Origin of the sequence: Pseudoalteromonas sp. Z1A8 (assembly GCF_011378855.1) — a bacterium.
Lineage (GTDB): Bacteria > Pseudomonadota > Gammaproteobacteria > Enterobacterales > Alteromonadaceae > Pseudoalteromonas.
In genome coordinates, this window is the sequence record NZ_WTLB01000006.1 from 24,704 (window position 1) to 50,104 (window position 25,401).

The window sequence follows — 25,401 nt, forward strand, 5'->3', positions numbered from 1 at the left end:
GAAGCCACTGTTTACGCACGATAGAGACGTTTGGATCGTTGTAGTTGCAATCTTGTGTCGAATGGTTGCGAATTCAAGGGAATTTTAGATAAAAGTTAGTAAGACGTAAAAAGGCCAAGCAAATGCTTGGCCTTTCAATTTTTTAAATTTAGTGATTTAAATTATTCAGGGGCAACTTCAAGCGTTGTAAATAATGCATAACGTCCTGCATCTACGCCTTCTTCGTTTACTTTAACTTTATTAGAGGTTTCGATTAGGTATAGGCCTGGTTCTTTCCATGTAATTGTAAACATACCATCTTTATCGGTTGTTACTTTTACTTCGCCACGCTCGTTACGGTAGCGTGTGTCGCCTTTTAAAATACTTACTTCAATGCCTTCACCGGCAGATTTACCATCTTGTAGTAATTGAAAACGTGCTTGCTCACCTACAAATAAATCATTTGGATGCGTTGGACCGCTAAGCTCTAAGCCTAAACCTAACTGTGCAGGCTTTGAGGTGCCATTTCGGCTTACAAATGTATCTACTGTTGAAACAACCTTCGTTGTAGTTACATCTTTTGCATTGCTAGGTAACTCGGCTTCTGTTTTTTTACCAAATACGCGCTTGCGCTTACCTTCTTCGTTTTTGTAGAAGGTCATATACATTGGCTTTTGCGTCATGGCAATATGGTAAGTACCTTGCTCTGTTAAGCTTACCGCTGCTGAGCTTTTACGCTTTAGGTAATAAGCACGGATAGTCTCAGATACTTTCTCACCGTTTGGCGCAAGTGCCATTAATAATGTGTCGTCGTACTCTGCGCCTTTTTCTTTTGGCTTAAAGGCTTTATCAGGTGCAAACATTTCGTTTGAAATACTTGCGTCAATCATTACGTAGTGAGCTTTATCGCCAGAAAGCGACGTGTGCGAAGGTAGTAACCAGCGTCCGTGTGCATTTGCTGAAGTTGACACTAAAGCAGATAAACTCAATGCGCCGATTAATGCAGTTTTTAATAAATTAATTTTCATTGTATTTCCTTAAATTTAAATGATTAAGTAGCAGCTACTTAGTGCTTACAGTGACGAAGCTTTTAGAAAACTCGTTTTTACCATCAATTGTTAGCTTGCCTGATTTAGTTAAATCAAGCTCAACACGGGTGTAATCTCTGCCGCCTTCTTCGCGTACAACTTCAATATTTAGTAAGTATTTGCCTGGTTTTACGGGGTTACCGTCTAAATCATTACCTTGCCAATTTATAGTGTAAGTACCGGCGCGTTTGGTTGCGCCGCTAATGCCGTCAAAGTTGGCATCGCTTTTACCGGCTTTACGCCACCATTGGCGTAAATCTTTAAACCACTCTGCTTTTTGCACCCAAAGTGCCAGCGTTGTAACGTGTTTGCGCTCGGGTGTTTCAAGCCAAACTGCAACGTATGGGCGGTGATACGGTTGTACATCTAAGTCGGGAAGCGTTAATTCAACTTCTAGCTGTGGTGTTTGCGCATACGCTGATGTTTGAAAAAACGCAGCTACAAGTAGTAACGTGGCGCTTATAAATAATTTAAATTTAACCATTAAGACACTCCTTTTATTTGTGGAACCCAACATAAATAAATAACCAGTGGAGTGGCGACTCCTAGTAAGGTTATCCATATTCCTGCTAAGCGTTTTTTTCTATTTTGAAATAAAATAATCATGCCGGTAATGGCAAATAAAATCATTAATACGGCCGATATATCAATTACCCAGCTCCATACTTCACCGGTGTAGCGACCTTTATGTAAGTCGCCAATAAGGCTTAAAAAGCCCCCTGTTTGGTAATCAAGGCTTAGCTCGCCAGTTGTAAAATCAAGCTCTGCGTAGGCAAATCCCGCTGGTAGTGGGTAGTCGAGCATGACAAGTGCGTCTTCTTTTTCCCACTCAATACTTTTTACTTTTGTAAGTGAATACTGCTTAGCTAAGTAAGCTTCTATTTCTGGGTAAAGCGTTGGCAGCGTATTTAGCTGTGCATTTGCTTTAGTAACTAGCTCTGCAGGAATCGTTGCGGTTACTTGACCGTTATTTTTATCGTTTTTAAGCCAATCGACGTGATTAAGCACAATGCCGCTAACGCAAAATAAAATAAGCAAAAAAAACAAAGCTGTAGAAATATAAATATGTAGAGCACGGCTTGTACTATACAAAGCCCGCTTATTAATAAACGACATAAAAACAGTTAATAAATTAAATTTACAACATGATAATGATTTGCATTAGCTATTACAAATTTACTTACTTATCTTTACATAAAAACTTTGAAATATAAGGTGGTATGCAGGTAAAAAATGAATATTTAATGCTTAGGAGGGCTGGAAGGTCTTAATATAAGGTAAATCATTACCGATATTTCTATTGCTGCAACAAGGTAAATAACCCAAATAGGGGCGGCTGAATAAAGTAAAAATATAAACCCTATTAGCATGCCAATAGCGGCGTAGCATTTGGCTTTAACGGGAACTACTTTGTGGGCTTGCCATTGCTGCAGAGTTGCACCGTAACGCGGGTGGTTTAACAGCCACTTTTCAAGCTCGGGGGATGAGCGAGTAAAGCAGGTAAGCGCCAAAATAAAAAATATAGTGGTAGGCATAACGGGCAGCACAATACCTATGATACCAAGCGCAACAAGTAACAAACCAAGCGCTTTAAACCATAAGTTTTTATAACAAATAAAGGCTGTTTTTATATTCACTTAGGCTCTTTTTAGCGTGCTCAGGTATCTGTAATTGTAGGCTAAATAACTATTAATTCGAAGCTTAAAATCAATAAAAAAGGGCAAACTAAGTTTGCCCTTTCAAAAGATAAATGTGGTTAGCAGTTTAGAAGTAGTAACCGATGTTTATGTTGAAGCGACGTTCTGTATCGCCATCACCAATAACTGTTCCGCCAATAAACGGCTGGTTACGTGCCTGAATAAAGTCGAAGTAACTAAAGAAGCCACCAGCAGCAACACTCATACCCGTTACGTTCATCCATGTATCTGCGCTATCGTCAGACTTGTCATAAATAATGCCGTAATCGTTGTAAAATTGAATGTCGGTAACTGGGCCCCAATCAAGCGAGTAATTATAAGCAACGTTAAAGTTAGTCATAGTTGCTTCGCTAGAAACAGTGTCGTAATACGCATACGCACCAACAACAAAGCGGTCGCTGCTGTCGTCTAGGTCGTAGTCGTATTCACCGTGTTGAAATTGGATATTCCAGTTGTTAATTGTGCTATCAACATGAAATGCCCATGCGCCGTAGTTACCTGCACGATCGTTACCATCATGTAAGCCACCACTTAATAGCGATACGCCCACATCGGTAGTTACGTTTTTGCTGTGTTCAATTTGATACGTTGCACGTCCAGCAAAGGTATTGTATTCACCTATGCGAGAACCGGGTGCATCGTATGTACCTTCATCTGCTGAGCGGCTACCAATAATATCGTAAGAGTAACGGTGGTTAATATCTGAAGAGCTGCCGTCTATGCCGCCTAGTTCATCATTTTTGAAAAAGCCTAGGTCTAGTTTCCAGTTATCTTTAAGTTTACGTTTTACTACTACACCTAAATCAAAGTCGTCTTCTAGGCCTACGTAATAGTTAGTACTGAAAAAGTAGCTGTGTGAGTTGTATGGGCCATTACCAAAAGGAACTGGCGCTATACCTGCTTGTCCTTCCCAGCCATCTGCAAACTCGTAACCTAAGTAAGCGTACTTAACAACGGTCATATAATCGTAAAAACGTACTTCACCGTTTAGTGAAATATCATTAATTTCGCCAGACACATTTATACGGAAAATATCAAAATCAAAATCGCCACCGCGATCTTGGGTATCTTCATCGTATGTATTGGTGCTGTAGTTAAAGCGTATTGCTCCACCTACTTTAATGCCTTCATCTTTTTTCTCTGGTGTAGCTGCGGCAACTTCAACCACTTTTTGATCAGATTTTTTACTGATGTTTGCAACTTGTTGTTCGTGTTGCTTGTTTATTTTTTGCTGTTTTGTTTTTTCATCAGCTAACTTATTCTCAAGCAACTGCATTTGTTGTTTAAGCTGTTTAAGTTGGCTTTGTAATGTGTCTAGATCATCAGACGCATAAGAAGTACTTGTAACACCACCTAATACTAGTGCTAGTGTTAATTTTGAGAGTTTAGTCATAATTGCCGCTCAGATTTTGATTAAAAAATAAAAAATTCAAGACGTCGAAAAACGCCTTACGTTTAGAGTAAGTACAAAAACTATGTATTTTTTTTATTGTTTATTCTTTAGGAGCTTGAGTAAGTGCACCAACTTCTAGAAGGGGCGATGCATCTAATTTATCTGCATCCATCATTGCTGCTACACGCTGCATTGATGAGAGTAAAAGGCTCTGTTCCCACTCAGCAAGCGCAGAAAACTTTTCAATAAAGTGTTCTTGCAATGGCTGAGGTGCTTTATCAAGTAACTCTTTTCCTTTCTCGGTGAGGTATAAGCTCACTCTGCGTTTATCCATTTGACTGCGTACGCGTGTTACTAAGTTTCTGCTTTCTATTCTGTCGAGAATATTGGTGACTGTTGCCGGGCTTAAATTTACATTTTGAGCAATACGGCTCGCCGTTATTCCATCAGTTTTTCTAACTTCTTGCATTATAAGCAGTTGTGGCCCAGTTAAACCTGAAGTTTTATTTAGCTGCTTAGAATGTAAGTCAATCGCGCGGATTACTTTACGTAAAGAAACCAATAACTCGTCATATTTTTGCATTTGCTTATCTCATCGATGGGGCGGTAGTTTGCCGTAATCGCGAAATGTTACACATCAAATAAATTGAATTCAAACAATATATTGCACTTTAGGCCGCTTTTATTGGTTTTTAATAGTTAGAGCAGTAACTAATGTAAAATTATATTGTTTAAATTTTAGTAAATTTTCTTAGCATCTTGTGTGCATTAAGTTGCGCACAGTACGTATGTTGTGAATAATTGGCAAGTCTTATTGTATAGACTTTAGTATTATTCATTTACAGCTGTTAGTACAAAGTAATTGTTTGTGAGTTTACTGTATATATATTAATCGGCAATGAACAAATTCAGCAATCAATACTTAATATCAATAGCGTATACTTTAAGCATGCATTATTGTTTATATGTAAACATTAAAAATCTTTAGTATCAGTATTATAGGGAAGGGTATGAAATTATCGCCATCAGTTAGCATTGAACAAAGCGAAACCGGTCTTGAGTTTATTAAAGTAGCTAGTGCAAAGTGCGATGCAAAAATATTCTTGCAAGGTGGGCAAATTACCCAATTTACCCCTAAAAATAATGAGCCGCTTATTTGGGTATCGCAAGACGAAACCTATCAAGAAGGGGCAAGTATTCGAGGTGGTATTCCTGTTTGTTGGCCGTGGTTTGGTACACACGCTAACGATGGGTGGCCTGCTCATGGTTTTGCGCGCACAAGCGTGTGGCAAGCCGATGAAGTACACGAATCTGATGAGCAAATTACGGTTAGTTTAAAGTTACCTATGAAGCTAGTTAATACAACGTATTGGCCGCATCAGTCAGCATTAAAAGTGGAGTTTATATTAAGTGATAAGTTACAGGTTCGCTTAACTACGACTAACTTAGGAAATACGCCATTTAGCTTTACTCAAGCGCTGCATACCTATTTTCCTACATCAGACATTACAAATACCCATGTTGATGGTTTGCAAGGCGCGCAATATATTGAGTTTAGTGAAGGGCCATTTGTGCAAAATGACGTTGTAAGTTTTGAGCGCGAAACCGACATGGTTTATACACAAGCAAGTGCAGTACAAATTATTAATACGCCAGAAGGTGTTATTAATGTGAGCCGTGAAAATTCAAACTCGTGTGTACTGTGGAACCCATGGATAGAAAAATCAAAACGCTTATCTAATTTTGCTGATGATGAATATAAAACAATGCTCTGCCTAGAGGCTGCTAATGTACTGACAGATAAAGTAACGCTTGAGCCAAAGCAAAATCATACATTAGTAACCACGATTAGCTGGGCTAATTAATAATCCCGATAGGATGCAATTGTGTTTAACAATCAACAAATAATGGATTTACCAGCGCATAGCGCCATTAGTTTTAAGTCTTTATCTGACAAGGCCTTATTACATACTCAGCTTAACTGGCTTACATTTTATATTCCGTTAATTGGAGTGCTTATTGCGGTTTGTTATTTTAACGAAGCTTTTGCTGAGAGTGCGCAAACTTACTTGCTAATTGGTATGCCCGTTTTAGTAGCTGTTTCCATGTTGTACAACATGGTTAGCATAAGGCTGCAAGGTTTTGCGGTACGAAACCACGATATTGCTTTTAAAAAAGGCGTTATTTGGCAACAAGTAACGGTATTGCCTTTAGCGCGAGTGCAGCATATGGAAATACACCAGGGGCCAATAGAGCGAAAGCTTAGCCTTGCGAGCATCAAATTATTTAGCGCAGGCGGCGTAAGTGCCGATTTACAAATTAGTGGGTTAACCCATGATGATTGTAAAAATATGCGTCAATTTGTACAAAACTACCGTCAAGACGATACGGCTCCTCAGGCGGTTTTAGTCGATGAGTAATAGTATTATTGAGGAGCAAACTAGCTCAAATGATTGGCAAAAAGTATCATCTTGGGCGCTTTTATATTTTGTTGTGCATTTTAGTGTGCGCTTTGTAAAAGATGGCCTTTTAAACTTGCTGCCTATGTTTGTAGTGTTTGTTACTCAAGTAGAAAATAAATTATTTTGGGCGCAAGTTGCAGGTGGTATTGCGCTGATTTCGTTGCTTGTTTACTCATTTTTATATTATTTAAATTTTAAGTTTTGTATTAGTAGCGATAACGAAATATTGCTTAACAAAGGCGTATTTAAAAAAGAGCGACTTACGCTTAAATTTGGCCGCGTACAAAACGTTAATATTGCCGAGCCATTTTATTTTACTCCCGTAAACTTAGTTAATTGTATTTTTGATGCTGCAGGCAGTGTGTCGCAAGAAGTTGTTTTACCTGGTGTCACTAAAGACTACGCGCAGCAAATGCGTAAACAGATCTTTGCTTTTAAAGCGCAGCAACAAGAAGAAATACAAAGCACTGAACAAAGCGAAGCAGAGACCACTGAAAATAGGCTAAGCATTAGCAATAAAGAAATCGCCAAATTTGGTTTAATGTCGAATATGGCTATTTTAGCAATCGCTGCTTTTGCACCATTTATAAACCTGATTGTTGATTTTTTAGAGAAGCAAATTATTGCTAAAGTAGAAGGCTTTTATGAGCAAGAGCTTGGCATGTTGGCAAGTGCTGCTACCTTTGCGATGATCACCTTAATTGTTTTGCTAGTTTTGGCAGCTGTGATGCTATCGGTGATTATGTCGCTTATTCGTTTTTATAATTTTGAGCTTTACTTTAAAGGTCAAAAATTTAAACGTATTGCAGGCTTGTTAGAGCGCCATCAGCTTTCGATGAGCATGGATAAAGTGCAATCTATTGTTATAAAGCAAAACTTAATGGGCCGATTACTAAAGCGATTTACTGTGGAGTGTTTGCAAGCAAGTAGCGGTGGTTTAGTTGCAGGTGTTGCGGCTAAACAAAATAAACAAACCTTAGTGTTACCTGTATTAAATAGCGAACAAGTTGATAGCGTATGCCAATGGATTTATCCGTGGTTTAATAGTAAAAAACTCGCTTTTAAGCGCGCAGAGCGAGCGCTTTTGTATAAAAACTTAGGCTTTTATGCGTTATTACCCAGTGCATTAGTGCTTGGTTTTTGTTTTATTGCCGATATTAACACTTTGATTGGCCTTGGCGTTTTGGTGGTGTTTTCTGGCTTGGTAACCTTATCGTATCAGCGTTATGGTTATTACATGCATGAGGATAATGGTCGATTTTACATGGTTGTACGCAAAGGCATGATTGGCGTTCATTACCGTGTTTTTGAGCTTTATAAAGCGCAAAGTGCACGCAGTATAAGTACGTACTTAATGCGCAAATCAGGCTTGAAAAGCCTGTATATACAACTTGCTTCAGGCTTTGCATTTATGCCCTACATAAAGCAGCAAGACGCTGACTTTATTATCGATTTTACAATTAAGCAGATTGAGTCAGATACTCGCAGCTGGATGTAAACTCCCCTAATAAATCATGTGTAAATACACATTTGCACATGCTTTATTACACTTTCTTACTGCCCCTGAAAGACATTTAATAATACCCTAGATGGTATTAAGGAATTCTTTTAGGGACACTCATGAAAAAAACACTTATCGCATCGGCTTTATTACTAGCAGCACCGAGCTTTGCAGCCGATTGGCAAACTATTCATACCGAACATTTTAATATTCACTACAGTGTTGAGCATGCTGATTTTGCTAAATCAACTGCAACAGAGCTTGAAATAGTACGCACCAAAGTGCTTGAGCAGCAAAACCGAGCACTTGATAAAACAGTTGATGTAGTGGTGTTTGATCCCCTAAATGCAGCTAATGGCTTTGCTTTACCTACCTCAAATAACCCTGTAATGGCACTTTTTACAACCCCACCGCAATCGGATACGGTTATATCAAACAGTACTGGCTGGCAGCAGTTACTTGTGTTGCATGAATATATTCACTTAGTGCACTTAGCACAGCCTACACGCAATGACTGGCAGCAAAAAATGCGTGGTATATGGGATTTATACGACTTAACCTACAGTGATACGCCGCGCTGGGTAGCCGAAGGTTATGCCACATTGATTGAGTCTAAAATGACAGGGCGAGGGCGGTTATTTGATAACTATTCTGAGTCGATGTTGATTGAATTTGCTCAACAGGGCGCACTGCCAACGTATGGGCAATTAAATGGCGAGCAGGGCTTTATGGGCGGCTCAATGGCTTATTTAATGGGTAGCCGCTTTTTAAATTGGTTAGAGAAAAACTATTCAGAACAAACGCTCGATAGCGTATGGACGCGAATGCAAGGTGTAAAAACGCGTAATTTTGATGAGGCATTTAGCGGTGTGTTTGGGCAAAGTGCAGCCAAGCTATATCGCCGATTTATAGCTGAATATACCTATAAAGCAATTCAAATAGAGCAAGGGGAGCCGTTACTTAATAGTGAACTTTGGCTTGAGCTTAACTTATATGCAAGTAACCCAGTACTTTCAAAAGATGGTAGTAAAATTGCGATTGTTGAGCGAGATAAAGAGAGTAATACCAAGCTTATAATTTATAGCACGGATGACAACATTAAAGCGCAAGAAGAGTTTACTAAAGCGCAAAAAGAGCTACTCGAAAACGATGCACAAGATATTCCCGATACAACGCCCAGTGTGTTTCAGCGCGAACAAAAACAAGTGCTTAATCAAATTAACCGAGCCGGTATTGCAAATCCTCAATGGGTAAATAGCACAACGTTATATTTCAATGCGTACAGCAATGAAGAGTCGGGTATTTATAACAAAGTGTCTGACATATTTAGCTATAACATTGAGACAGGCAATATCGAACAACTTACCGAACTTGCTGGTATACGTCGTTTTAACGTAACCAGTAACGGCGAAACTTTGTATGGCGAGCAAATAAGAGATGGTTACTCTGAATTAGTAAAGGTTGATCTAAATACGCAAACCATCACACCATTATTTACAAAAAGCCTTGAGACAACCTACGATTACCCAATACTCAGTCCTGACGAAACTAAATTAGCTTATTTATCAACGTCATTAAATGAAAATTGGCAATTGTATATACAAAATGTAGGTGGCAATCAGCAGCAATTAATACCTATGCCAAACGGGTATCAATATTTAAGTCAGCCGAGCTTTAGTCTTAATGGCGAGTCACTTTACTTTGTTGCAGGTTTAAATAGCGCCACCGATATTTATAACTACAACATAGAGAGTAAAACACTCACCAAGTTAACCCAAGGGCAAGAGGCCGTTGCCCACCCAATTGAAATGGCTGATGGCTCGTTACTCTATTTTTCGATAACCGCAGATGGGCCAAATGTAAAAACACTGCCAAAAGCTATAAAAAGCACTGTAGTTACTGAGTTTGCGGCCAACAAAAAAGCACCGCTGCTAATAGTAAACGAACATACGCTTCCAAAAGCTGAAATATATACGCACCAAACAACGCAGCAAACAAATTACAACGTGCTCGACCAGCACGCTACCTTTGCGCTTGGCTCTCAGTATTATTCGGCTTCAACCAGTTTGTTAGATTTAAGCATTAAAAGTAGCGACTTATTAAAGCAGCTCGACTTGCAGGCGGGATATAGCACTGATTTACACGATGGGGCACTGCATGGTGGTTATGTGCAGGCAAAATATAATGCGCTTGATATAAAACTAAAACTTGCACTGTTTGACTATGATTTAGATACATCGCGCCAGTATCAGCAAAGTCTAAGTGCAGGCATGAATGCCCGTGGTGGTTTTGCCGCAATAAGTTACCCCGTTAAATTTGGGCAGTTAAATTTAACGCCAGAGCTTGCCTACAATTACACTGATTACAAGCAAAGCCATAAAAATTGGACGCGTTTAGGCGTTGCTCAGAATTGGCAATATGATCGTCAAGACTTTGCAATAGGCCAAAGTATTTATGCCAGTTGGTACGATGGCAGTAGTAAGAACAATAGTTGGCAAGGTTACGATTTAGCCGCCAAAATTTTTGGTAAAGCGTTTGGTATTCCTCTTTATGCAAACTTTGATCAAAAACAACGTGACGACAGCAGCCTTGCATTAGGGGGCTTTAGCTCAAATCTTATTAATCAGCAGCAAAATAGTGAATATGTACTTTCATCGGAGTTACCTTTTTACAGCGCAACTGCAAAGCGCTATCAAGGTTACGGTGGCGGCTTTAGCTTTAAAGAAGGCATGCCGTGGCTTTATTATAAGCAACATCAACTCGACGACACCGTATATGCACAAAGCTACGGCTTAAAATACCAAGGTGATTTTAGTTTTGGAATGGGTCCTGCGGGTGTAAACGATTTAACATTTAATATGGGGCTATCGCGAGTAGAAGGCGACAGTTTTGAAGATGAAATGCGTGCTTGGCTGAGCTTTTATTATTCGTTATAAAGCTATTAAATGTATGGGGATTCAGGCTAAGTTACTTGCTATTCTGTAAGGGCTGTAACTTAACCTGAAATTCTTAACTTTTTATAAACAAGCACTTGCTGTGCTGCGTTTATTAAAACGGTTTTTTTGTGATTGTTTTTTACGTCTACGGCGAGTAAACCATAAGTAAAAACCAGTACCTGCTAGCCACACCGGACTCAAACCAATTACGCACCACAGTATTTTACTTATTAGCCCTGCAAAGTAGCCAAAGTGAAGCTTTCTAAAGCTATCAATTACCTGCCAGCCAACGCCTACTTCGCGAATATCCCAGTTAGCTATGTGCTCGCCTGTTAGCTTGTTATAGCTAACCGTATTGGCATACTCACTAGCAAGTGGGTTGGCGGTATCGACTTCGCCGAATAAGGTAATGTTTTCGTCAGGCTCGAGTGGCATAACTAAAAACGTACCGTTAAAAGTGGAGATTTGCTTTTTACTGTCATCAAGTATGCGTTGAAACGAAATATCGCTACTGTGTAGGTTTTTGGTTAGTACAAAGTGCTCTTCATCTGCGTGTTCAATAACTTCGTGATACCACACCGCCCAGTTAAAGTAGCCACCTGTGATAGCTAAAATAATAATGATGGGAGATCCTATAACCCCCGTCATTTTATGAATGTCGCTAAGTACAATTTGCAGTGTTGCACGCCAGCGCACACTAAATAGACGCTGCCAAAATTTACGATAAATAATAAGCCCAGTAATACCTAATACCAATAAAAACAGAGCAAAAAAGAAGCCTAGTACAGTGCCTGTTTGCCCTGGCAGGTTTTTAAAGTCGTTCAGTAAAAAAGTGTAATGTAGTTCTAAAAACCAATCGGTAAAATAATGGCTGGTACCAACAGGTTCAGACAAAATGTCACCCGTATACTGGTTTAAATGAAACTTATACCATTGCTCTGTGCCGCGTTTGACTAAGTAAACCCGATCAGCTGTATCATCGTTAAATATTTCCCAACTACCTACTACATATTCAGGGTAAGCATGCTCTGTTTTGGCAATTAACGTGTCGATTGGCATGCGCTCTGGCAGTGCATTTACAACAAAGTGGCTGCTTGGCATAAGCAAGCCATCTATTTCACTTTTAAAAACTAATACGCTCCCTGTAATACTAATAACAATCAATGGAATGATAGCTATTAGAGCGATCCAACTGTGAATTTTAAAAAGAGTTTTTCTCATAGGTAGTTTTATATACAGCAACTAATGACCTGCGCATGATAACAACTATCATTTTTATTTAATAGTTTGGCGGTGAGGCTTTCTATTAAACCGGTAAACCGTGAACTTAATTCTACGGTTTTTGTATACCTAGCTTGCCAGTACCTAAAACAAGAATGTCTTATTTAGTTGAGTTAAATTTACGCGGCTCTACAATGCCGCGCTCATAGTAAAAGCCTTTTAAAACAAATGTTTATTAAATGTTTTTATTTCCGTGTTTAATTAACATTTATGTAACGAGCGAGGTTGCTTTGGCGCATTATTTGCCTATATTGTCTTCATTTATTTTGGTTTTTAGTTTTTTACCATTACTAAACAAAATTCGAAAAAATCGTAGTGTCTCAGGTTTATCACTATTGATGATGACGTTTGGGTTAGCACAAAGCCTATATTTTATAACCTACAATATTTATTTTGAGCGTTTTTATATTGCGTTACCATTTATTGTAACCGGTGCGTTAAGCGGACTTATTTTGTATTTTTTTGCACGTTATAACGCAGCTAAACGAGAACGGGTACAGTTGTTTACTATGCTAGGTTTTTCGTTACTGCCTTTTTCACTACTTTTGAATTCAAGCCTCGATACTGCAACGGTATTAAGCGCTTTAACGTATGTTGGCCTTGTGATGAGTTCGGTACGTGTTATGCCGCAAACTTATAAAACATTGCGTACGGGTAATGTAAGTAATTTAAGCGCGCGCTACTTTAGCTTGCAGTTTATTGCTGGTATTTGCGGCTTAGTTGTTGAGCTTACAACAGCGGCTCCAAGCACAGCGCACTTACTTATGTTTATTATGCTGTTGCTTACCAATGCTGTGCAATTTGGTTGTATGCAATATTATAGAATGCGGCCTGTAATGGCTTAAAAACAAGCTACTTAAGTTCCTATTTAGCCTAATTTATGGCAAATTACTTTATCTAATAAAAGGATAAAGTATGAATTGGAATCAGTTTGGCTATATTTGCCGTGTTAATAGCTCTAAAACACTAAGTACAGAGCAAAAAGATGAGCTGAGTACACAGCCCCATTTAAATATGTATGCCAATAGCGGGTCGCATAGTAAATTAGCGCATAATCTGGTGACGCAAATTGCATCTCAAGATGAGGCAACATCGCAAAAGCAAGCTACGTATTATCAATGTTTACCGGAATTAGTTAACGAATTTAAGTTTGAGCACAAGGGCTGGCTTAGTTACTTAACCATTGTATTTGTTATTTATGTTTTATCCTCTTTGTTATATCAGTCTTTTGTTGTGCCTACTTTTGTTGAGATATATAGCAAGCATACTGTTTCTTTAAATCATGTATTTGATGATTATTTTACGTACTGGTATGTGCCAATTATTTTACTCGTTTTATTGCTGAGTGTTATTTTTACCGTTATTTTAAAGCTAAAAAATGTAAGTGCTCTCACAGAGCTAAAGCCTTTTTCGGGTTTATTTAAATTTCTTATTCCTCGTCAATTAATTAATGAGCATAACTCTTTAATTACCACGCTATTATTTCCAAGTAATCATAAAAAGGGTGTTAAAGCCTCTACACCTCAAACCCAGCACTTAGCTCAATGCGAGCTGCTAGGTTTAGAAACCCAAGAAGAATTTAAAGCGTTATTAAAGCAGCAGCTAAAGTTACTTAATACACATATTAAAAGCTTTATAAATAAGCTCGTTATTGTTTATGGTTTGGTCATTGTTGTGTCTATTTGCTTATTTGTGAAAGCGGCTTATCAACCACTATTTATGCTAGGAGAAGTGCTATGAGAACAAAAGGATTTACGTTAATAGAGTTGATGGTGGTGGTGTCCATTATTGGTATTTTAGCTGCGGTTGCGCTACCTCAATACAGTAAGTATATACAACGAGCAGAACTTGTTGACCCACTTGCAATGGCAGCTGCCATTAGAGAAGACGTTACGGTTTATTATCTTGAAAACAGGCGTTTTCCAACAAGTAACGAACAAGCGGGTGTACCAGCAAGTAAATTTCTAATTGGTAATAGAGTAACGGGCATCACAGTAGATAACGGCGCTATTCATATTAGCTTAGGTAATAAAGCTTCACAGCCTTTGCAAAATACAGTTTTAACTTTCAGGCCGGCAGTTGTAACGGGAAGTCCTACAAGCCCAATTGCCTGGTTATGTGGGTTTGACGAGCCGGTAACGGGTATGCAAGCGGTTGGCGATAACAGAACAACAATACCAAAAGAAATTCTACCTTCAGCATGTATATAAAAGTAAGTAGGGGATTAAAGTGCAATTAACTATTCATCAAATTGATGCGTTTACGAGTGAGTTATTTAAAGGTAACTATGCTGCAGTGATCCCACTTAAAGCGTGGTTAAGTGACGATTTAATGCTAAAAATTGGCGCTGAGAATAACGTATCTGAAACTGCTTTTACCTGCCTGCAAGACGATGGAAGTTTTGTTATTCGCTGGTTCTCGCCACTAATGGAAATCGATTTTTGTGGTCATGCCACACTTGCTGCAGCGTATGTTTTATGTGAAGAGCATAACGTATCGCAAATTCGCTTTATTGCTGATGCGGTGGGTGAGCTAATCGTTAATAAAAACGACGATGGCAGCTTTGCAATGACCTTTCCTAAACAAGCACCGGTTGAAGTACAAAATACGCCGCCGCAGCTGCTTGATGGCTTGTCTTTACAACCAAGTAAGGTGCTTAAAAATCGACAAGCCTACTTTGCTATTTATGAAAGCGCTGATCAAATACTTGAATTAACGACTAACTCTGAACTTTTAAAAACGCTTTATCCACTTGATGTAGTGGTTACAGCTCCTAGCGATGAATATGATTTTATATCTCGTTATTTTTGGCCTGCAAGCGGTGGCGACGAAGATTATGTAACGGGTTCTATTCATACAGGCTTGGCACCTTACTGGGCGCAGCAATTGGGTAAAACTACGCTAAGTGCTTATCAGGCTTCAAGCAGAGGCGGGCATTTGCTATGTGAAGTGGGTGATACAACAGTCACTTTAACAGGTCATGCTGTGCGCTATTTGCAAGGTATAATTTATTTGTAAATGCGTTATTTTAAAGTGCCGCCTTGCGGTAGTTTAATGGTTATTTGTGCGCCATTGTCAGTATTTGCTAAAAGAAGCTGACCGTTGTGTTTTTGGGCAATATCATTACATAGTGCTAAACCAAGCCCGAAACCGGTTTTTTTAGTTGTATACAAAGGCTGTATTGCATACTCCAGATTAGCAAATCCCGGACCATTGTCGGTTAGCTGCAATATATGCATATTAGCTTGTGCAAAGCTGTTAAGTGTTACGTGTGGTTGGTCTTTATTGGCTTCGAATGTATTTTTAAATAGGTTAATTAACAGCTGTTCAATAAGTAACTTATCAGCAAAGCATTGTGATTCGCCAGCAAAACTAAACTGAATATTTTGCTCTGCGGCATTAAGATCTGCTAAGTTTTTTAAATCAAAATATTGCGGTTGTGCTGCTGGTAATCGGCTCAATTCTGAGTAGGACTTTATAAATCGTAGTAAAGACTCACTACGCGATTTGATTCTTGTTAATACTTGCCTTGTTTGTTTTTCATTTAGTGTTTCTGTGGTTAGTAATGTATCTGTCATGGAAGCCATAGGCGTGAGTGAGTTATTTAACTCATGAGATAAGATACGAATTAAATCAGCTTGAGACTGACGCTTTGCATCTTGTAATTGATGACCAATATAGCTGGCGCTAATAAGTATTTGCTTTGCATCACTAAGTACAATGCGTTGCACTTGCCAATCTTGGTTTAACTTAGCATGACTACATTGTTTATTATTCACTGTAAAACCGCATTCAGCTATGGTCATGCCACGCAGAAGTGGTGTTTTCAGTTGCTTATACATAGGGTGATTAAAGAAAGTAAGCTTCTCTTGAGCGTTAAATAAAGCGATAGGGTGAGGCCAATGTTGAAATAATCCATCGATTAACTGCGTTGATGCAGGTGTTGATTTTGTAAATAACGTTTCAATTTGTATACCTAGCGCTGTCCATGGTGAGTTGGGATCGTTGTAACCTAAACTGAGATTACTTTGTCCCTGTTGTTTGGCATCAATATAGGCTTGTAATTGAGTAATAGGTAAGAAGTAACTATTAAATAGCTTATAAAGAGAAATAATAAGTAGGTAACTTAAAAAAATAGCGACTGTTGTCGTTAGTAATATATCTTGGCTTAATTGATAAACCCACCCTGTACTCGGGCCAATAATTGCGCAAAATACAGCAACTAATATGCTAATTATTTTGGTTTTATAGCGCACTTTGATATTACTCATCAAATCCCTCTAGTTGGTACTTTTCCATCCGTCGGTACAGCGCATTACGTGAAATACCTAAGCTTTTTGCCGCCGCTGTTATTTGTTGATTGTGTTGTTGTAGTACATCAGTGATTCTTTGTTTTTCAAGCTCTTCTAGTGTGAGTTTTGGAATTGATTGACCTTGGTTTACTTGACTATCGAGCATGATATTAGGTAGCTCGATGACGCTGCCGGTGCTAATTAGCATTGCGCGTTCTATCACATGACTTAGCTCGCGAATATTACCCGGCCAGTTATGATTGCATAGCAATTCTTCAGCGCTTTTAGATAATGTGCAAATCGGTTTGTTATATTTGCCAGCAAACAGGTTAATAAAGTGTGCGGCAAGTGGCAATATATCTTCTGTGCGCTCATGCAGAGCGGGGAGCCTAATTACAAAGGTATTTAAGCGATAATATAAATCTTGACGAAACTGCCCGTCAGAGATGGCAGCGCTCAAGTTTTGATTAGTGGCTGCAATTAAGCGTACATTAACGAGTTCACTTGCATTTGCACCAAGCGGTGTAAACTCACCCATTTCGAGTACTTGTAATAATTTAGGCTGTAAATGAAAGGGTAATGTGCCTATTTCATCCATAAATAAAGTGCCATTTTTAGCACGACTGAACGCGCCTGTTCGGTCTTGCTTTGCATCGGTAAACGCACCTTTATGATGACCGAATAGTTCACTTTCAAATAAAGATTCTGCAATAGCCCCCATATTTAGGCTCACAAGCGGTGCTTCATTACGCGCACTTAATTGGTGGATACGTTTCGCTAGTTGTGATTTACCGGTGCCGTTTTCACCTAAAATTAATAAATTTGCATCGGTTGGTGCAAGTTGTGTAATGAGCTTATCGAGGGATTTCATCGCGCTTGAGCATGCTATCCAATCACTTTGCTCAATCTGAGGTAAAATAGGCTCAATATGATTTGCTATTTGGGTAAGTAGTTTTTCTTTTCGCCATGGTTTTTCAATAAAGTTTTTAGCACCACGTTGTAACCCAGTAACCGCCAGTTCAATATTTGCCCATGCAGTCATTAAAATTACAGGAATACCCAATGGGGTGATTTGCTCTAACAGTGCAAGTCCTTCCTTACCAGAGGTGGTATCGCGGGTGAAGTTCATGTCCAGTAACACCAACGCAGGCGTTACCCGTGAGAGTAATTGCATACATTGCGCTGCTCCATCAGCTTCAATCACACGATAACCTGCTTGTTCTAAAAGTAGCGATAGGGCAAAGCGAATATCATCGTCGTCATCAACAACTAAAATAGTAGGTTGGCTCATACTGGTTGTAATGGCAGTATTAACTGCCACCTCCTTAAAAGTTTACTGCTCTCTAAGCGCGCGCATAGGGTCTGCATTAATAATACGCCATACTACCAAAACAATGGCAATAAAGACGATAGCAATCAATAAACTAGTGAAAATTGTTAATGCTGGCCATGAAAATGCAGGCAGCATAGGAATTGCATTTTGTAGCGCTAAATAAATACTGCAAGCTAGTGTGATTGCAATCTCCAGCGCACTGAGAAGTAAGCCATTAAAGCTCTTTAATGTGTGTTTCATTAGATTTATACGGCTTGCGCCAGTTGCCATGCGTATCGCAAGTTCAAAGCGTTTTAATTCTGTAAAGCTCATTGCCATACCATTACTACCAACCGCTGCAAGTAGCAAAGTTAATAGCGATAACGCACTAATAAAATAAAACTGTACGCGTTGTGGCATTGTTTGCTCTGTCCAGCGTTCGTCTAATGTACGCGCATTTACTTCAATTACTTGTGGGTGAGCATATTGAATCGCTTGCATAATGGCATTTTTATCAAAGCTTTGCCCAGGTGGTAGCTGCATAGCAATCTTAATCACAAAATCAGTATCATCGTGCGAATAACTGTAAAGCAGAATCGGATAGCCCTGATCTTTAGCCATCATGGTATAATTGTCTGCGATTACGCCAATAACTTGTTTATTAGATACTTCTTTACCTATTACTGATTCAATCGTGCCATCTGTGGACAATTGCTTTGCAAAGGTTTCGTTGATCAATGCAACAGGCTCTAAATTTTGATATTGCGTTTGACTCATATTTTGTCCTGCTAGCAAATTGAGTTTATAGGTTTGTAAATAATCAGGTGCAATATTAATCGTCATATAGGTAAAGCGCTCTTGTGTTTGCTCATCCTCAGTCATATTTATGACGGTACTAAAACTAAAGGGTTCTCCTTCGCTTTGTAGCGGGGTAATATTAGGTTGGACTTGAATTATTGCTTGCTCAAGTTGATTTTTTATTTCCAATGCACCTTGAAAATGTTGCTTGGTTTTTTGTTCTGCGGCTTCAGGATCTTGTGCTGCTTGCGCTAATTTTTCCTGCATTTCTGCGTTGTTTAAAATTGCTTTTTCATTACTTTGAAGACGTACACTGGCAATAAGTGTGTTGCCTGGCTCAAAACCTAAGTTAATATTTAGCTTATCGTAGGCGGTATTTGCCAGCATAGCGGTACCGGTTAAAATGACCGCAGCAGAACTTAATTGTGCAATAAATAATACGTGGCTAAGGCGGGTCACTTTACTTGCATTGACACCTTTATTACCGTTATTAAGATTACTAATTAATTGTGTTTGATCAAACTGACGGGTTGATAAAAACGCAAAAAACAAATTGATCATCAGCACAATTGCAACCGCAACAGCAATGGTTATCGCATCAATTTGCACGAGTTCAAGCATCGCGATATTACCACCACTAATGATAGGTAATAGCCTAATAAGCCAAGCAGCACCTAACAACCCTAATACTGCGGCAAGTAAAAAAGTGCTCAGGTTTTCTAAAAAGCTCATTACTAATAATTTGTTACGTGATGCGCCCATACATAACTGTGTGGCAAATTCTTGTTCGCGTTGTTGGTAATGGGCAATAAATAGATTTAGTAAGTTGAGGCTTGCCATAACGAGCAAGATGACCACCGTGGCTAATAAAAACAACAGCATGGTTTGCTGATCTTCCATCAAATTATCGCGATATAAGGTTGCTGAACTTTCAGGGTTCATGCTCTCAAACATTTGCTTCATAGGGCCAAGTTGTTCGCTTTGGTTAAGGTAATACTGTTGCCAAAAGCTCTCCATGTCATCGGTCGTAAATGCACGTTCTGTTTGGCGAAATAGGGGTTGTAGACTGCCATCAATGGTCATTTGTGTTGGCATTGCAGCTTTTTCGGCTAAATCATAATAGCGCCAAACCTGTTGGGCATATTTTTCATCGTTATCGGAATTAAACGACGAGAAGTCGCTGACCACTCCGCGAATTTGCAAAGCTTGGTCGTCTATTTTTAATGTTTGGCCAATTGCGTTTACACTTTTTTGAAATGCGCTTTGCCATAAACTTTCAGAGATCCACGCCGCATTTTGAGTATTTACTTTGCTTGGTTGCTCTCCTAATAGCAGACTTCCTCCGGCCATAGACATAAAATTATTACTGGCATCAAAATGCGACACGGGATAACTCGTTTCATGCACCTTGACTGTACTTTTACCCGCTTGATATGCAGCAAACTGACCATAGCCTTTGTATTGCTCAGCTAATAGAGCAAGACGCTTGGTGGTAAACATTGAAACACGCATGTCTTTTGAAACCGACATAGTGCGATTAATTGTATACAGGCTATCTTCGTCTTTTATATCAGGTAAAGGTTTAAAAATAAGATGGCTACTCATGGCGACAACAGCAAGCACCGCAGCCAATGTTAAGCTTAATGTAAGTAAAATTGGCAGTGATAAACGTGGCAATGTAAAGAGTCGTAAAACACCGTGGCGTAATGCGCGTAGATAAAAACTCATACTATAGCCTCCTGATGTTCAACTAATATTCTGCCATCAAATAAGCGAATTTGACGCTGCGCCATCTGACTGTAGCGTTCGTCATGCGTCACCATAATAACGGTGGCGCCTTGTTTGTTTAAATCAAGCAATAGTTGCATAACGGCATCGCCATTTTGGCTATCTAAGTTACCTGTTGGTTCATCTACGAGCAGTAAATCAGGGTTGCCAACTAATGCGCGAGCAATCGCAACGCGTTGCTGTTGTCCACCAGAGAGTTGGCTTGGTTTATGGTCTAATCGTGCGCTCATGTTTACTGCAGCTAGCTGTTTTTCAACAGCGATTTTTATTTCACTACTCGAGACGCCGCGGTGCTCAAGGGGTAATGCGACGTTTTCAAATACAGTGAGGTTATCAATTAAGTTAAAGGACTGAAATACATAGCCAATGTGCTTGTTGCGTACGCTAGAACGTTGATCAACTTTAAGGCTATGGGTATCAATATTAGCTAATTGATAATGACCATCCGTTGGGGTGTCTAATAGGCCTAAAATACTGAGTAAGGTCGATTTACCGCAACCCGATGCGCCTGAAATAGCGATGAATTCACCTTTATTTATAGTTAAAGATACATCTTGTAGGGCATGCGTTTTCACTTGGCCTTTGCTGTACACTTTATTGATATTATTAATTGTTACTAGTGTGGTCATGGGGGTTTTCCTTAAAGGTTAGTTGTATCTAGGGCCAAGTGGCTGTAAGTATGCCATTGGCTTAAATCATTTGTGATAATTTTTTCACCTGCAATGGCGCCGTTGGTGATGAGTAAGTTCGTGCCTGATAGTTCACCAAAGGTTATTTGCTGTTGTTGTAATTGTGCTTGGTTAGGAATGTGTTTATAGAGTTGTTGCGCGCCAAGTGGTTTTAATCCGGGCTGTTGGTTCACATAAAGTACATTTTTCTTGCGTTCGACAAATACGAATGCATTGACAGGTTGTGCTGGACGTAAGTTTGCAGGTAGAGGCTCGCTTAGGTGCACTTCTGCGACGATAAAGCCGTTTTCAACCACCGACGCTAATTGTTTAACATGCCCTTTTAGCTTGCCTGTTGGGTGTTTTAACTCAACTGCCGAGCCAAGTTGTATACGCTCAGCAATACGTTGTGGGATATTTAGTTTTGCCATCAACTGTGTTTTTGAACCAATGCGCGCCATTGGTTGCCCTTGGTTTACTCGTTGGCCAAGCTCAATATCTAAACGCTGTAGCGTGCCTGTTATTCCTGCTGTGATAGTTAATGCTGCCACTTTATTGTTGACTAAAGCGACTTGTTTTTGTTGTTGAGTTAATAAAATTTTCTGTTGCTCAAGTTCTAGCTTGTGCATTTCTTTTTGCTTTTCAAAACGATATTTTGCAAACTCTAGGCGCTTTTTGAGCTGGTTGTATTTAAGAATAGCGCGCTCTAAATCGATTTTTGCAGCAATGCCCTGGTCTGATAGGCGCTGGTTAACATCTACATCTAATTTAGCGCCTTGTATCTGACTATCAATATCAGCGAGTTCGGCTTGAAAAGTGAGTTGTTCATTTTGTTTTTGAAACTTAAATGCTGCAAATTCAGAGTTCATCCGTTCAAGTTTTGCTTGTGATTCAAACAGTTGCTGATGCAAATCAGGATTAACTAACTTTGCGATAACAGTACTTGCTTTTACATCAGCACCTGCCCGTAAATAAATTTCACCCACTTGGCCTGCTGCTGGCGCGCTGATCAGGCGTTCATAGCGTGATGCATATTGACCATACACTGGTGTCATAATATCAATATCACCTTGTTGCACAGTAACTGTATTGAGCGTGCTAGCACTGAGCTTGGGTATGGTGGGTTTTATTGTGAAATAACCGATACATATGACAACTAAAAGAGTTGCAATAGTCAGCATCATTTTTAATTTGTTCGGTTTTGTTTTTTGGTCAATATTAATATTCATTATCTACTCATCATTTTGATTGATGTAGTTGTTAATGAAAGTTTAATGCCAAATTTAAATTTTCTTATATTTCAAAGTTTTGCTTGTTTTTATAGTGCTTTAAAATAAATAGATGTTCGATATCGAACAAGTCGGTGTTCGGTTTTGAATAACGGTTGTGGATCTAAGTTCAATAAATAACCAAGACTCAGGTTAAATTGATTTGAGGTCAGTGTTTCGGTGAAATAGAGTTAAAACTGATAGCATATTTTGCGATAAAGTTATCGCCTGTACGCTTTTCCTGAGATAGGTAAAGCAAACGCTGAGCAAAGCTTATGACTCCTAACTGCATCCATGTAGAAAACAAAGAGTAAACTGCCCTTAGTTTTATTTACAGTAAATACCAGTAACGTAGTGTTATGAAAAAGGCCGTACTTTTATTAATTAGGTTAAATATTAAAAGTACGGCTTAATTTTTTACGCTTCTAGTGCTTTTGTGATTAGGCGATCAATGTATTTTTTATGCGCTTTAGTTGCTGTATCAGATCCCCATGCAACACTGCTATCGGCTATTTGAGTTAGCTGATATAACGCCGCTGTTTTAGCTAAGTTATCGTATTTACTTGCTTTGCGAAGGCCTGCAATCGCGATTAGCTGATTAACATACTCAATTTGTAAGTTGTGACTAATAGAGTTGGCATCTTTGCTTTTTACAAAAATGTTGGCGGTTAAATCTTCCATAAACTGAGTTAGGCTATATTCATTGCCGTACAAAGCGGTGTCAGAAATACGCAGTAACACAGCAGGGTGTAATAGCTGTGCAAGTACAGACTTTTGCATACCTAAAATCATTTGGTGTGCTTTAGGGTCTTCATTTTTACCAAAGTGATTAAAGCCTCGGCGCTGCAGTTGTAAGTAGCTGTATAGAGGCTGCATGTTTTGTAGTACGTCTGGTGCAAATACAAATTTTGCGAGTATATCCATTGCTTGTGTTTGACGCTCAAGCGATACCGGTGTAAATGGTTTATCTGCGTTTGTATCACCCACTACAGCGCGCTCAACGTACACACCACCAATTTGACGAGAAACAATACCTGCTTGCGCTCGGTATTGACCAAATAAGCTATTAGCAGAGGTAACAAGCTGTTGGTAAGACTCACCTTTAACCGTTGCTTTATCTTTTAGTTCAGTAAATAGTTTATTAATTAGCGCCATACGATCTGCGCCATAGGCCGCAGGATTTGACGACAAATCACCAATCATGACACGTGGATCAATATGGCGACCGGGTGCACGCATATCGTCTGCATCGTTACCAAAGGCAAGGGCATGTTCACTTGAACGAGCAAGTATTTTTTCAAGTCGCATTTGCTCAGCGGCTTCATCGGTAAGTGCTACGCTGTAGCCATAGTTAATTGCCCAATCATCGTAAGGACCTGGTTTTGTTTGAAAAATATCACCTTGCTGCATACCAATTGGGGCAATATTAGCCGGTGCATAATCCATAACCGAACCCGTTACTATGCCTTGGGTTTTGTTTTTATCGTGTACTTCTTTTTCATCCCACAAAATTGATGATTTCATATTGTGGTTAAGACCTAAAGTATGGCCAACTTCGTGTAGTACTAATTGGGTTAAGCCTTGGCGAAGCATTTCTTTATCTTCAATTTTGTCGCCGCTAGCGAGGCCTTTGGCAAGCATTAGGTTTTGTTGAATTTCATGCCCTAGTGAGCAATTTAACTCGCCGGTATTTGTTGTTTCACCGTGGCTCATTGTTCCTTGCGTGAAAAGTGTGTCGTAAATCCAACGATTTTTCATAAATACAAACTCAAGCATAATGTCTGAGCCCAGTATTTCGCCAGTTAATGGGTTAGCAAGTGCAGGTCCGTATCCGCCAAATGGAGGTTTAGGCGACGAAGTCCAACGTAGCACGTTGTAATTAATATCGCCTGCATCCCAATCTGCATCGTCTGGTTGTACTTTAACTTCTAACGAATTTTTAAAACCGGCTTTTTCAAAAGAAGCATTCCACGTTAAAACAGCATCACGAATAGTATCGCGCCACTCAATTGGTGTGGTGTTTTCTATCCACCAAGTAATTGGTTTTACTGGCTCTGAAAGTGCTGCACTCGGGTCCTTCTTTTGCAGATCCCAGCGCTTTATAATGTCTTCATAAGGTGCCCAATCGGCAGATGTCATTTGATCAAATTGATTTGTAAAATAACCAATGCGCGCATCATCCATGCGTGGCACGTAGTTATTGTCTGGGAGTGCAACAAACGAGTGCTGTACTTTTACCGATACACTACGCGGGTCGCTTACTGCATTTGAGCCGCGTACAGTTGGGCTTGGGTTAGTAAATACATAATCAACAACCACATCTAAGTTATTAGGATATGGACGCTGTTTAATAATGCGTGATTTTTTATCGTCTAACTTACCGACTTTAAAGCGTTTTTTAGCATTTTTATCTGCAGGGTTTGGTGTAGGCGATACTTTATGAAGCGCTTCGCTTAAAAATAGCTTATTTACATTGAATGCTATTTTACCGTCTTCTTCTTTTTCTATTTTAATACTCGCAAGTACCGCTTCACTAATATTGGCATCACTCGCTTTTGAAATTGCACTGTTTTCGTCAAATTTGTAGCGAGGTGTTTTGCTGATGATATCAATACGATCAAAGTATTTTCTAAATTCAATTAACTTAGTTTCACGGTACGAACCACGATAATGGCCTGCATCTGTAACGCCATCGACAGTGTGCGCAAAATATACAAACGGCGTATTAAGTTGGGACTCGTTAATCACCATTAAATGGTCACCGGTTTTTTCATCTTGATAAAGGCTAAATATACCGGCAAATTCGGTTTGTCCTTTAATCATCTCGCTAAGTGTTTTTGGCTCTTTTCGTCTTTTTTATCGGCTGCAAATGCATGGCCGCCAAACGCTAAGCTTAGTGCAAGGGTGATGGTCGTTAATTTCATTTTGAGACTTTTAA

General features: G+C 39.3%; 20 protein-coding genes and 1 pseudogene. 8 read left to right on the top strand and 13 right to left on the bottom strand.

Annotated features, from left to right (window positions below; translation table 11 throughout):
- Positions 1-161: 161 nt before the first annotated feature.
- The 6 genes from GQR55_RS03930 to GQR55_RS03955 all read right to left on the bottom strand — a co-directional run bounded on the left by GQR55_RS03930 (position 162) and on the right by GQR55_RS03955 (position 4,740).
- Positions 162-1,007 carry a DUF4198 domain-containing protein gene (locus GQR55_RS03930; protein ID WP_166419518.1) on the bottom strand — a complete coding sequence of 282 codons (846 nt, stop codon included), beginning with the start codon at positions 1,005-1,007 and terminating at the stop codon, positions 162-164.
- A gap of 34 nt (positions 1,008-1,041) precedes the next feature.
- Positions 1,042-1,551 (bottom strand): DUF2271 domain-containing protein, encoded by a 510-nt coding sequence (locus tag GQR55_RS03935; RefSeq protein ID WP_166419519.1) that lies wholly within the window; start codon positions 1,549-1,551, stop codon positions 1,042-1,044.
- A complete protein-coding gene (locus GQR55_RS03940) occupies positions 1,551-2,183 on the bottom strand; it encodes a PepSY-associated TM helix domain-containing protein (protein WP_166419520.1) in 633 nt (210 codons plus the stop codon). Before GQR55_RS03940 ends, GQR55_RS03935 begins: the two co-directional genes overlap by 1 nt.
- A gap of 125 nt (positions 2,184-2,308) precedes the next feature.
- Positions 2,309-2,704, bottom strand: a complete 396-nt coding sequence (locus GQR55_RS03945; RefSeq protein WP_166419521.1) for a YbaN family protein — start codon at positions 2,702-2,704, stop codon at positions 2,309-2,311.
- A 127-nt stretch (positions 2,705-2,831) separates the two neighbouring features.
- The gene (locus GQR55_RS03950; RefSeq protein ID WP_166419522.1) at positions 2,832-4,157 is read right to left on the bottom strand and encodes a carbohydrate porin; all 1,326 of its coding nucleotides are present in this window, start codon (positions 4,155-4,157) and stop codon (positions 2,832-2,834) included.
- A gap of 100 nt (positions 4,158-4,257) precedes the next feature.
- Positions 4,258-4,740, bottom strand: a complete 483-nt coding sequence (locus GQR55_RS03955; protein ID WP_024598783.1) for a MarR family transcriptional regulator — start codon at positions 4,738-4,740, stop codon at positions 4,258-4,260.
- A 427-nt stretch (positions 4,741-5,167) separates the two neighbouring features.
- On the opposite strand from GQR55_RS03955, the gene GQR55_RS03960 reads away from it, so the two are divergent.
- The 4 genes from GQR55_RS03960 to GQR55_RS03975 all read left to right on the top strand — a co-directional run bounded on the left by GQR55_RS03960 (position 5,168) and on the right by GQR55_RS03975 (position 11,056).
- Complete coding sequence (locus GQR55_RS03960; RefSeq protein ID WP_166419523.1) at positions 5,168-6,022, top strand: D-hexose-6-phosphate mutarotase; 855 nt, start codon at positions 5,168-5,170, stop codon at positions 6,020-6,022.
- 21 nt (positions 6,023-6,043) lie between these two features.
- Positions 6,044-6,577: a PH domain-containing protein gene (locus GQR55_RS03965; protein WP_166419524.1), complete on the top strand. Its 534-nt coding sequence runs from the start codon at positions 6,044-6,046 to the stop codon at positions 6,575-6,577.
- A complete protein-coding gene (locus GQR55_RS03970; RefSeq protein ID WP_166419525.1) occupies positions 6,570-8,117 on the top strand; it encodes a PH domain-containing protein in 1,548 nt (515 codons plus the stop codon). Before GQR55_RS03965 ends, GQR55_RS03970 begins: the two co-directional genes overlap by 8 nt.
- A 122-nt stretch (positions 8,118-8,239) precedes the next feature.
- Complete coding sequence (locus tag GQR55_RS03975; RefSeq protein WP_166419526.1) at positions 8,240-11,056, top strand: hypothetical protein; 2,817 nt, start codon at positions 8,240-8,242, stop codon at positions 11,054-11,056.
- An 81-nt stretch (positions 11,057-11,137) separates the two neighbouring features.
- On the opposite strand, the gene GQR55_RS03980 is transcribed toward GQR55_RS03975, so the two are convergent.
- Positions 11,138-12,277: a PepSY-associated TM helix domain-containing protein gene (locus GQR55_RS03980; protein ID WP_166419527.1), complete on the bottom strand. Its 1,140-nt coding sequence runs from the start codon at positions 12,275-12,277 to the stop codon at positions 11,138-11,140.
- Positions 12,278-12,567: 290 nt separating this feature from the next.
- Here GQR55_RS03980 and GQR55_RS03985 point away from each other — a divergent pair, with 290 nt between their 5' ends.
- The 4 genes from GQR55_RS03985 to GQR55_RS04000 all read left to right on the top strand — a co-directional run bounded on the left by GQR55_RS03985 (position 12,568) and on the right by GQR55_RS04000 (position 15,355).
- On the top strand, positions 12,568-13,182 hold the full coding sequence (locus GQR55_RS03985; RefSeq protein ID WP_033012533.1) for a PQ-loop repeat-containing protein: 615 nt from the start codon (positions 12,568-12,570) through the stop codon (positions 13,180-13,182).
- Between the two features lie 70 nt (positions 13,183-13,252).
- Entirely contained in the window at positions 13,253-14,077 is an 825-nt protein-coding gene (locus tag GQR55_RS03990; protein WP_166419528.1) for a hypothetical protein, read from the top strand.
- Entirely contained in the window at positions 14,074-14,547 is a 474-nt protein-coding gene (locus tag GQR55_RS03995; protein WP_166419529.1) for a pilin, read from the top strand. Before GQR55_RS03990 ends, GQR55_RS03995 begins: the two co-directional genes overlap by 4 nt.
- A gap of 19 nt (positions 14,548-14,566) precedes the next feature.
- Positions 14,567-15,355, top strand: a complete 789-nt coding sequence (locus GQR55_RS04000) for a PhzF family phenazine biosynthesis protein (protein WP_166419530.1) — start codon at positions 14,567-14,569, stop codon at positions 15,353-15,355.
- A gap of 5 nt (positions 15,356-15,360) precedes the next feature.
- Here the strand turns inward: GQR55_RS04000 and GQR55_RS04005 are convergent, their stop codons facing one another.
- The 6 genes and pseudogenes from GQR55_RS04005 to GQR55_RS04030 form a co-directional block, all read right to left on the bottom strand.
- Positions 15,361-16,608 (bottom strand): HAMP domain-containing sensor histidine kinase, encoded by a 1,248-nt coding sequence (locus GQR55_RS04005; protein ID WP_166419531.1) that lies wholly within the window; start codon positions 16,606-16,608, stop codon positions 15,361-15,363.
- Positions 16,601-17,950 (bottom strand): sigma-54 dependent transcriptional regulator, encoded by a 1,350-nt coding sequence (locus GQR55_RS04010; RefSeq protein WP_331460771.1) that lies wholly within the window; start codon positions 17,948-17,950, stop codon positions 16,601-16,603. The genes GQR55_RS04005 and GQR55_RS04010 overlap by 8 nt, the downstream gene beginning before the upstream one ends.
- A gap of 12 nt (positions 17,951-17,962) precedes the next feature.
- Positions 17,963-20,467 (bottom strand): ABC transporter permease, encoded by a 2,505-nt coding sequence (locus GQR55_RS04015; protein ID WP_166419532.1) that lies wholly within the window; start codon positions 20,465-20,467, stop codon positions 17,963-17,965.
- Positions 20,464-21,156, bottom strand: a complete 693-nt coding sequence (locus GQR55_RS04020) for an ABC transporter ATP-binding protein (RefSeq protein WP_166419533.1) — start codon at positions 21,154-21,156, stop codon at positions 20,464-20,466. The genes GQR55_RS04015 and GQR55_RS04020 overlap by 4 nt, the downstream gene beginning before the upstream one ends.
- 11 nt (positions 21,157-21,167) lie before the next feature.
- Positions 21,168-22,424, bottom strand: a complete 1,257-nt coding sequence (locus GQR55_RS04025) for an HlyD family efflux transporter periplasmic adaptor subunit (protein WP_166419534.1) — start codon at positions 22,422-22,424, stop codon at positions 21,168-21,170.
- 456 nt (positions 22,425-22,880) lie between these two features.
- A pseudogene (locus GQR55_RS04030) lies at positions 22,881-25,387 on the bottom strand (zinc-dependent metalloprotease).
- Positions 25,388-25,401 lie beyond the last annotated feature (14 nt).

What these genes read in the sequence shown, in the direction of transcription:
- GQR55_RS03955 (WP_024598783.1), bottom strand. Translation starts at nt 4,740, where the DNA reads ATGCAAAAATATGACGAGTTATTGGTTTCTTTACGTAAAGTAATCCGC.
- GQR55_RS04025 (WP_166419534.1), bottom strand. Translation starts at nt 22,424, where the DNA reads ATGAATATTAATATTGACCAAAAAACAAAACCGAACAAATTAAAAATG.
- GQR55_RS04020 (WP_166419533.1), bottom strand. Translation starts at nt 21,156, where the DNA reads ATGACCACACTAGTAACAATTAATAATATCAATAAAGTGTACAGCAAA.
- GQR55_RS03975 (WP_166419526.1), top strand. Translation starts at nt 8,240, where the DNA reads ATGAAAAAAACACTTATCGCATCGGCTTTATTACTAGCAGCACCGAGC.
- GQR55_RS03980 (WP_166419527.1), bottom strand. Translation starts at nt 12,277, where the DNA reads ATGAGAAAAACTCTTTTTAAAATTCACAGTTGGATCGCTCTAATAGCT.
- GQR55_RS03970 (WP_166419525.1), top strand. Translation starts at nt 6,570, where the DNA reads ATGAGTAATAGTATTATTGAGGAGCAAACTAGCTCAAATGATTGGCAA.
- GQR55_RS03940 (WP_166419520.1), bottom strand. Translation starts at nt 2,183, where the DNA reads ATGTCGTTTATTAATAAGCGGGCTTTGTATAGTACAAGCCGTGCTCTA.
- GQR55_RS03930 (WP_166419518.1), bottom strand. Translation starts at nt 1,007, where the DNA reads ATGAAAATTAATTTATTAAAAACTGCATTAATCGGCGCATTGAGTTTA.
- GQR55_RS03995 (WP_166419529.1), top strand. Translation starts at nt 14,074, where the DNA reads ATGAGAACAAAAGGATTTACGTTAATAGAGTTGATGGTGGTGGTGTCC.
- GQR55_RS03935 (WP_166419519.1), bottom strand. Translation starts at nt 1,551, where the DNA reads ATGGTTAAATTTAAATTATTTATAAGCGCCACGTTACTACTTGTAGCT.
- GQR55_RS03950 (WP_166419522.1), bottom strand. Translation starts at nt 4,157, where the DNA reads ATGACTAAACTCTCAAAATTAACACTAGCACTAGTATTAGGTGGTGTT.
- GQR55_RS04005 (WP_166419531.1), bottom strand. Translation starts at nt 16,608, where the DNA reads ATGAGTAATATCAAAGTGCGCTATAAAACCAAAATAATTAGCATATTA.
- GQR55_RS04015 (WP_166419532.1), bottom strand. Translation starts at nt 20,467, where the DNA reads ATGAGTTTTTATCTACGCGCATTACGCCACGGTGTTTTACGACTCTTT.
- GQR55_RS03990 (WP_166419528.1), top strand. Translation starts at nt 13,253, where the DNA reads ATGAATTGGAATCAGTTTGGCTATATTTGCCGTGTTAATAGCTCTAAA.
- GQR55_RS03960 (WP_166419523.1), top strand. Translation starts at nt 5,168, where the DNA reads ATGAAATTATCGCCATCAGTTAGCATTGAACAAAGCGAAACCGGTCTT.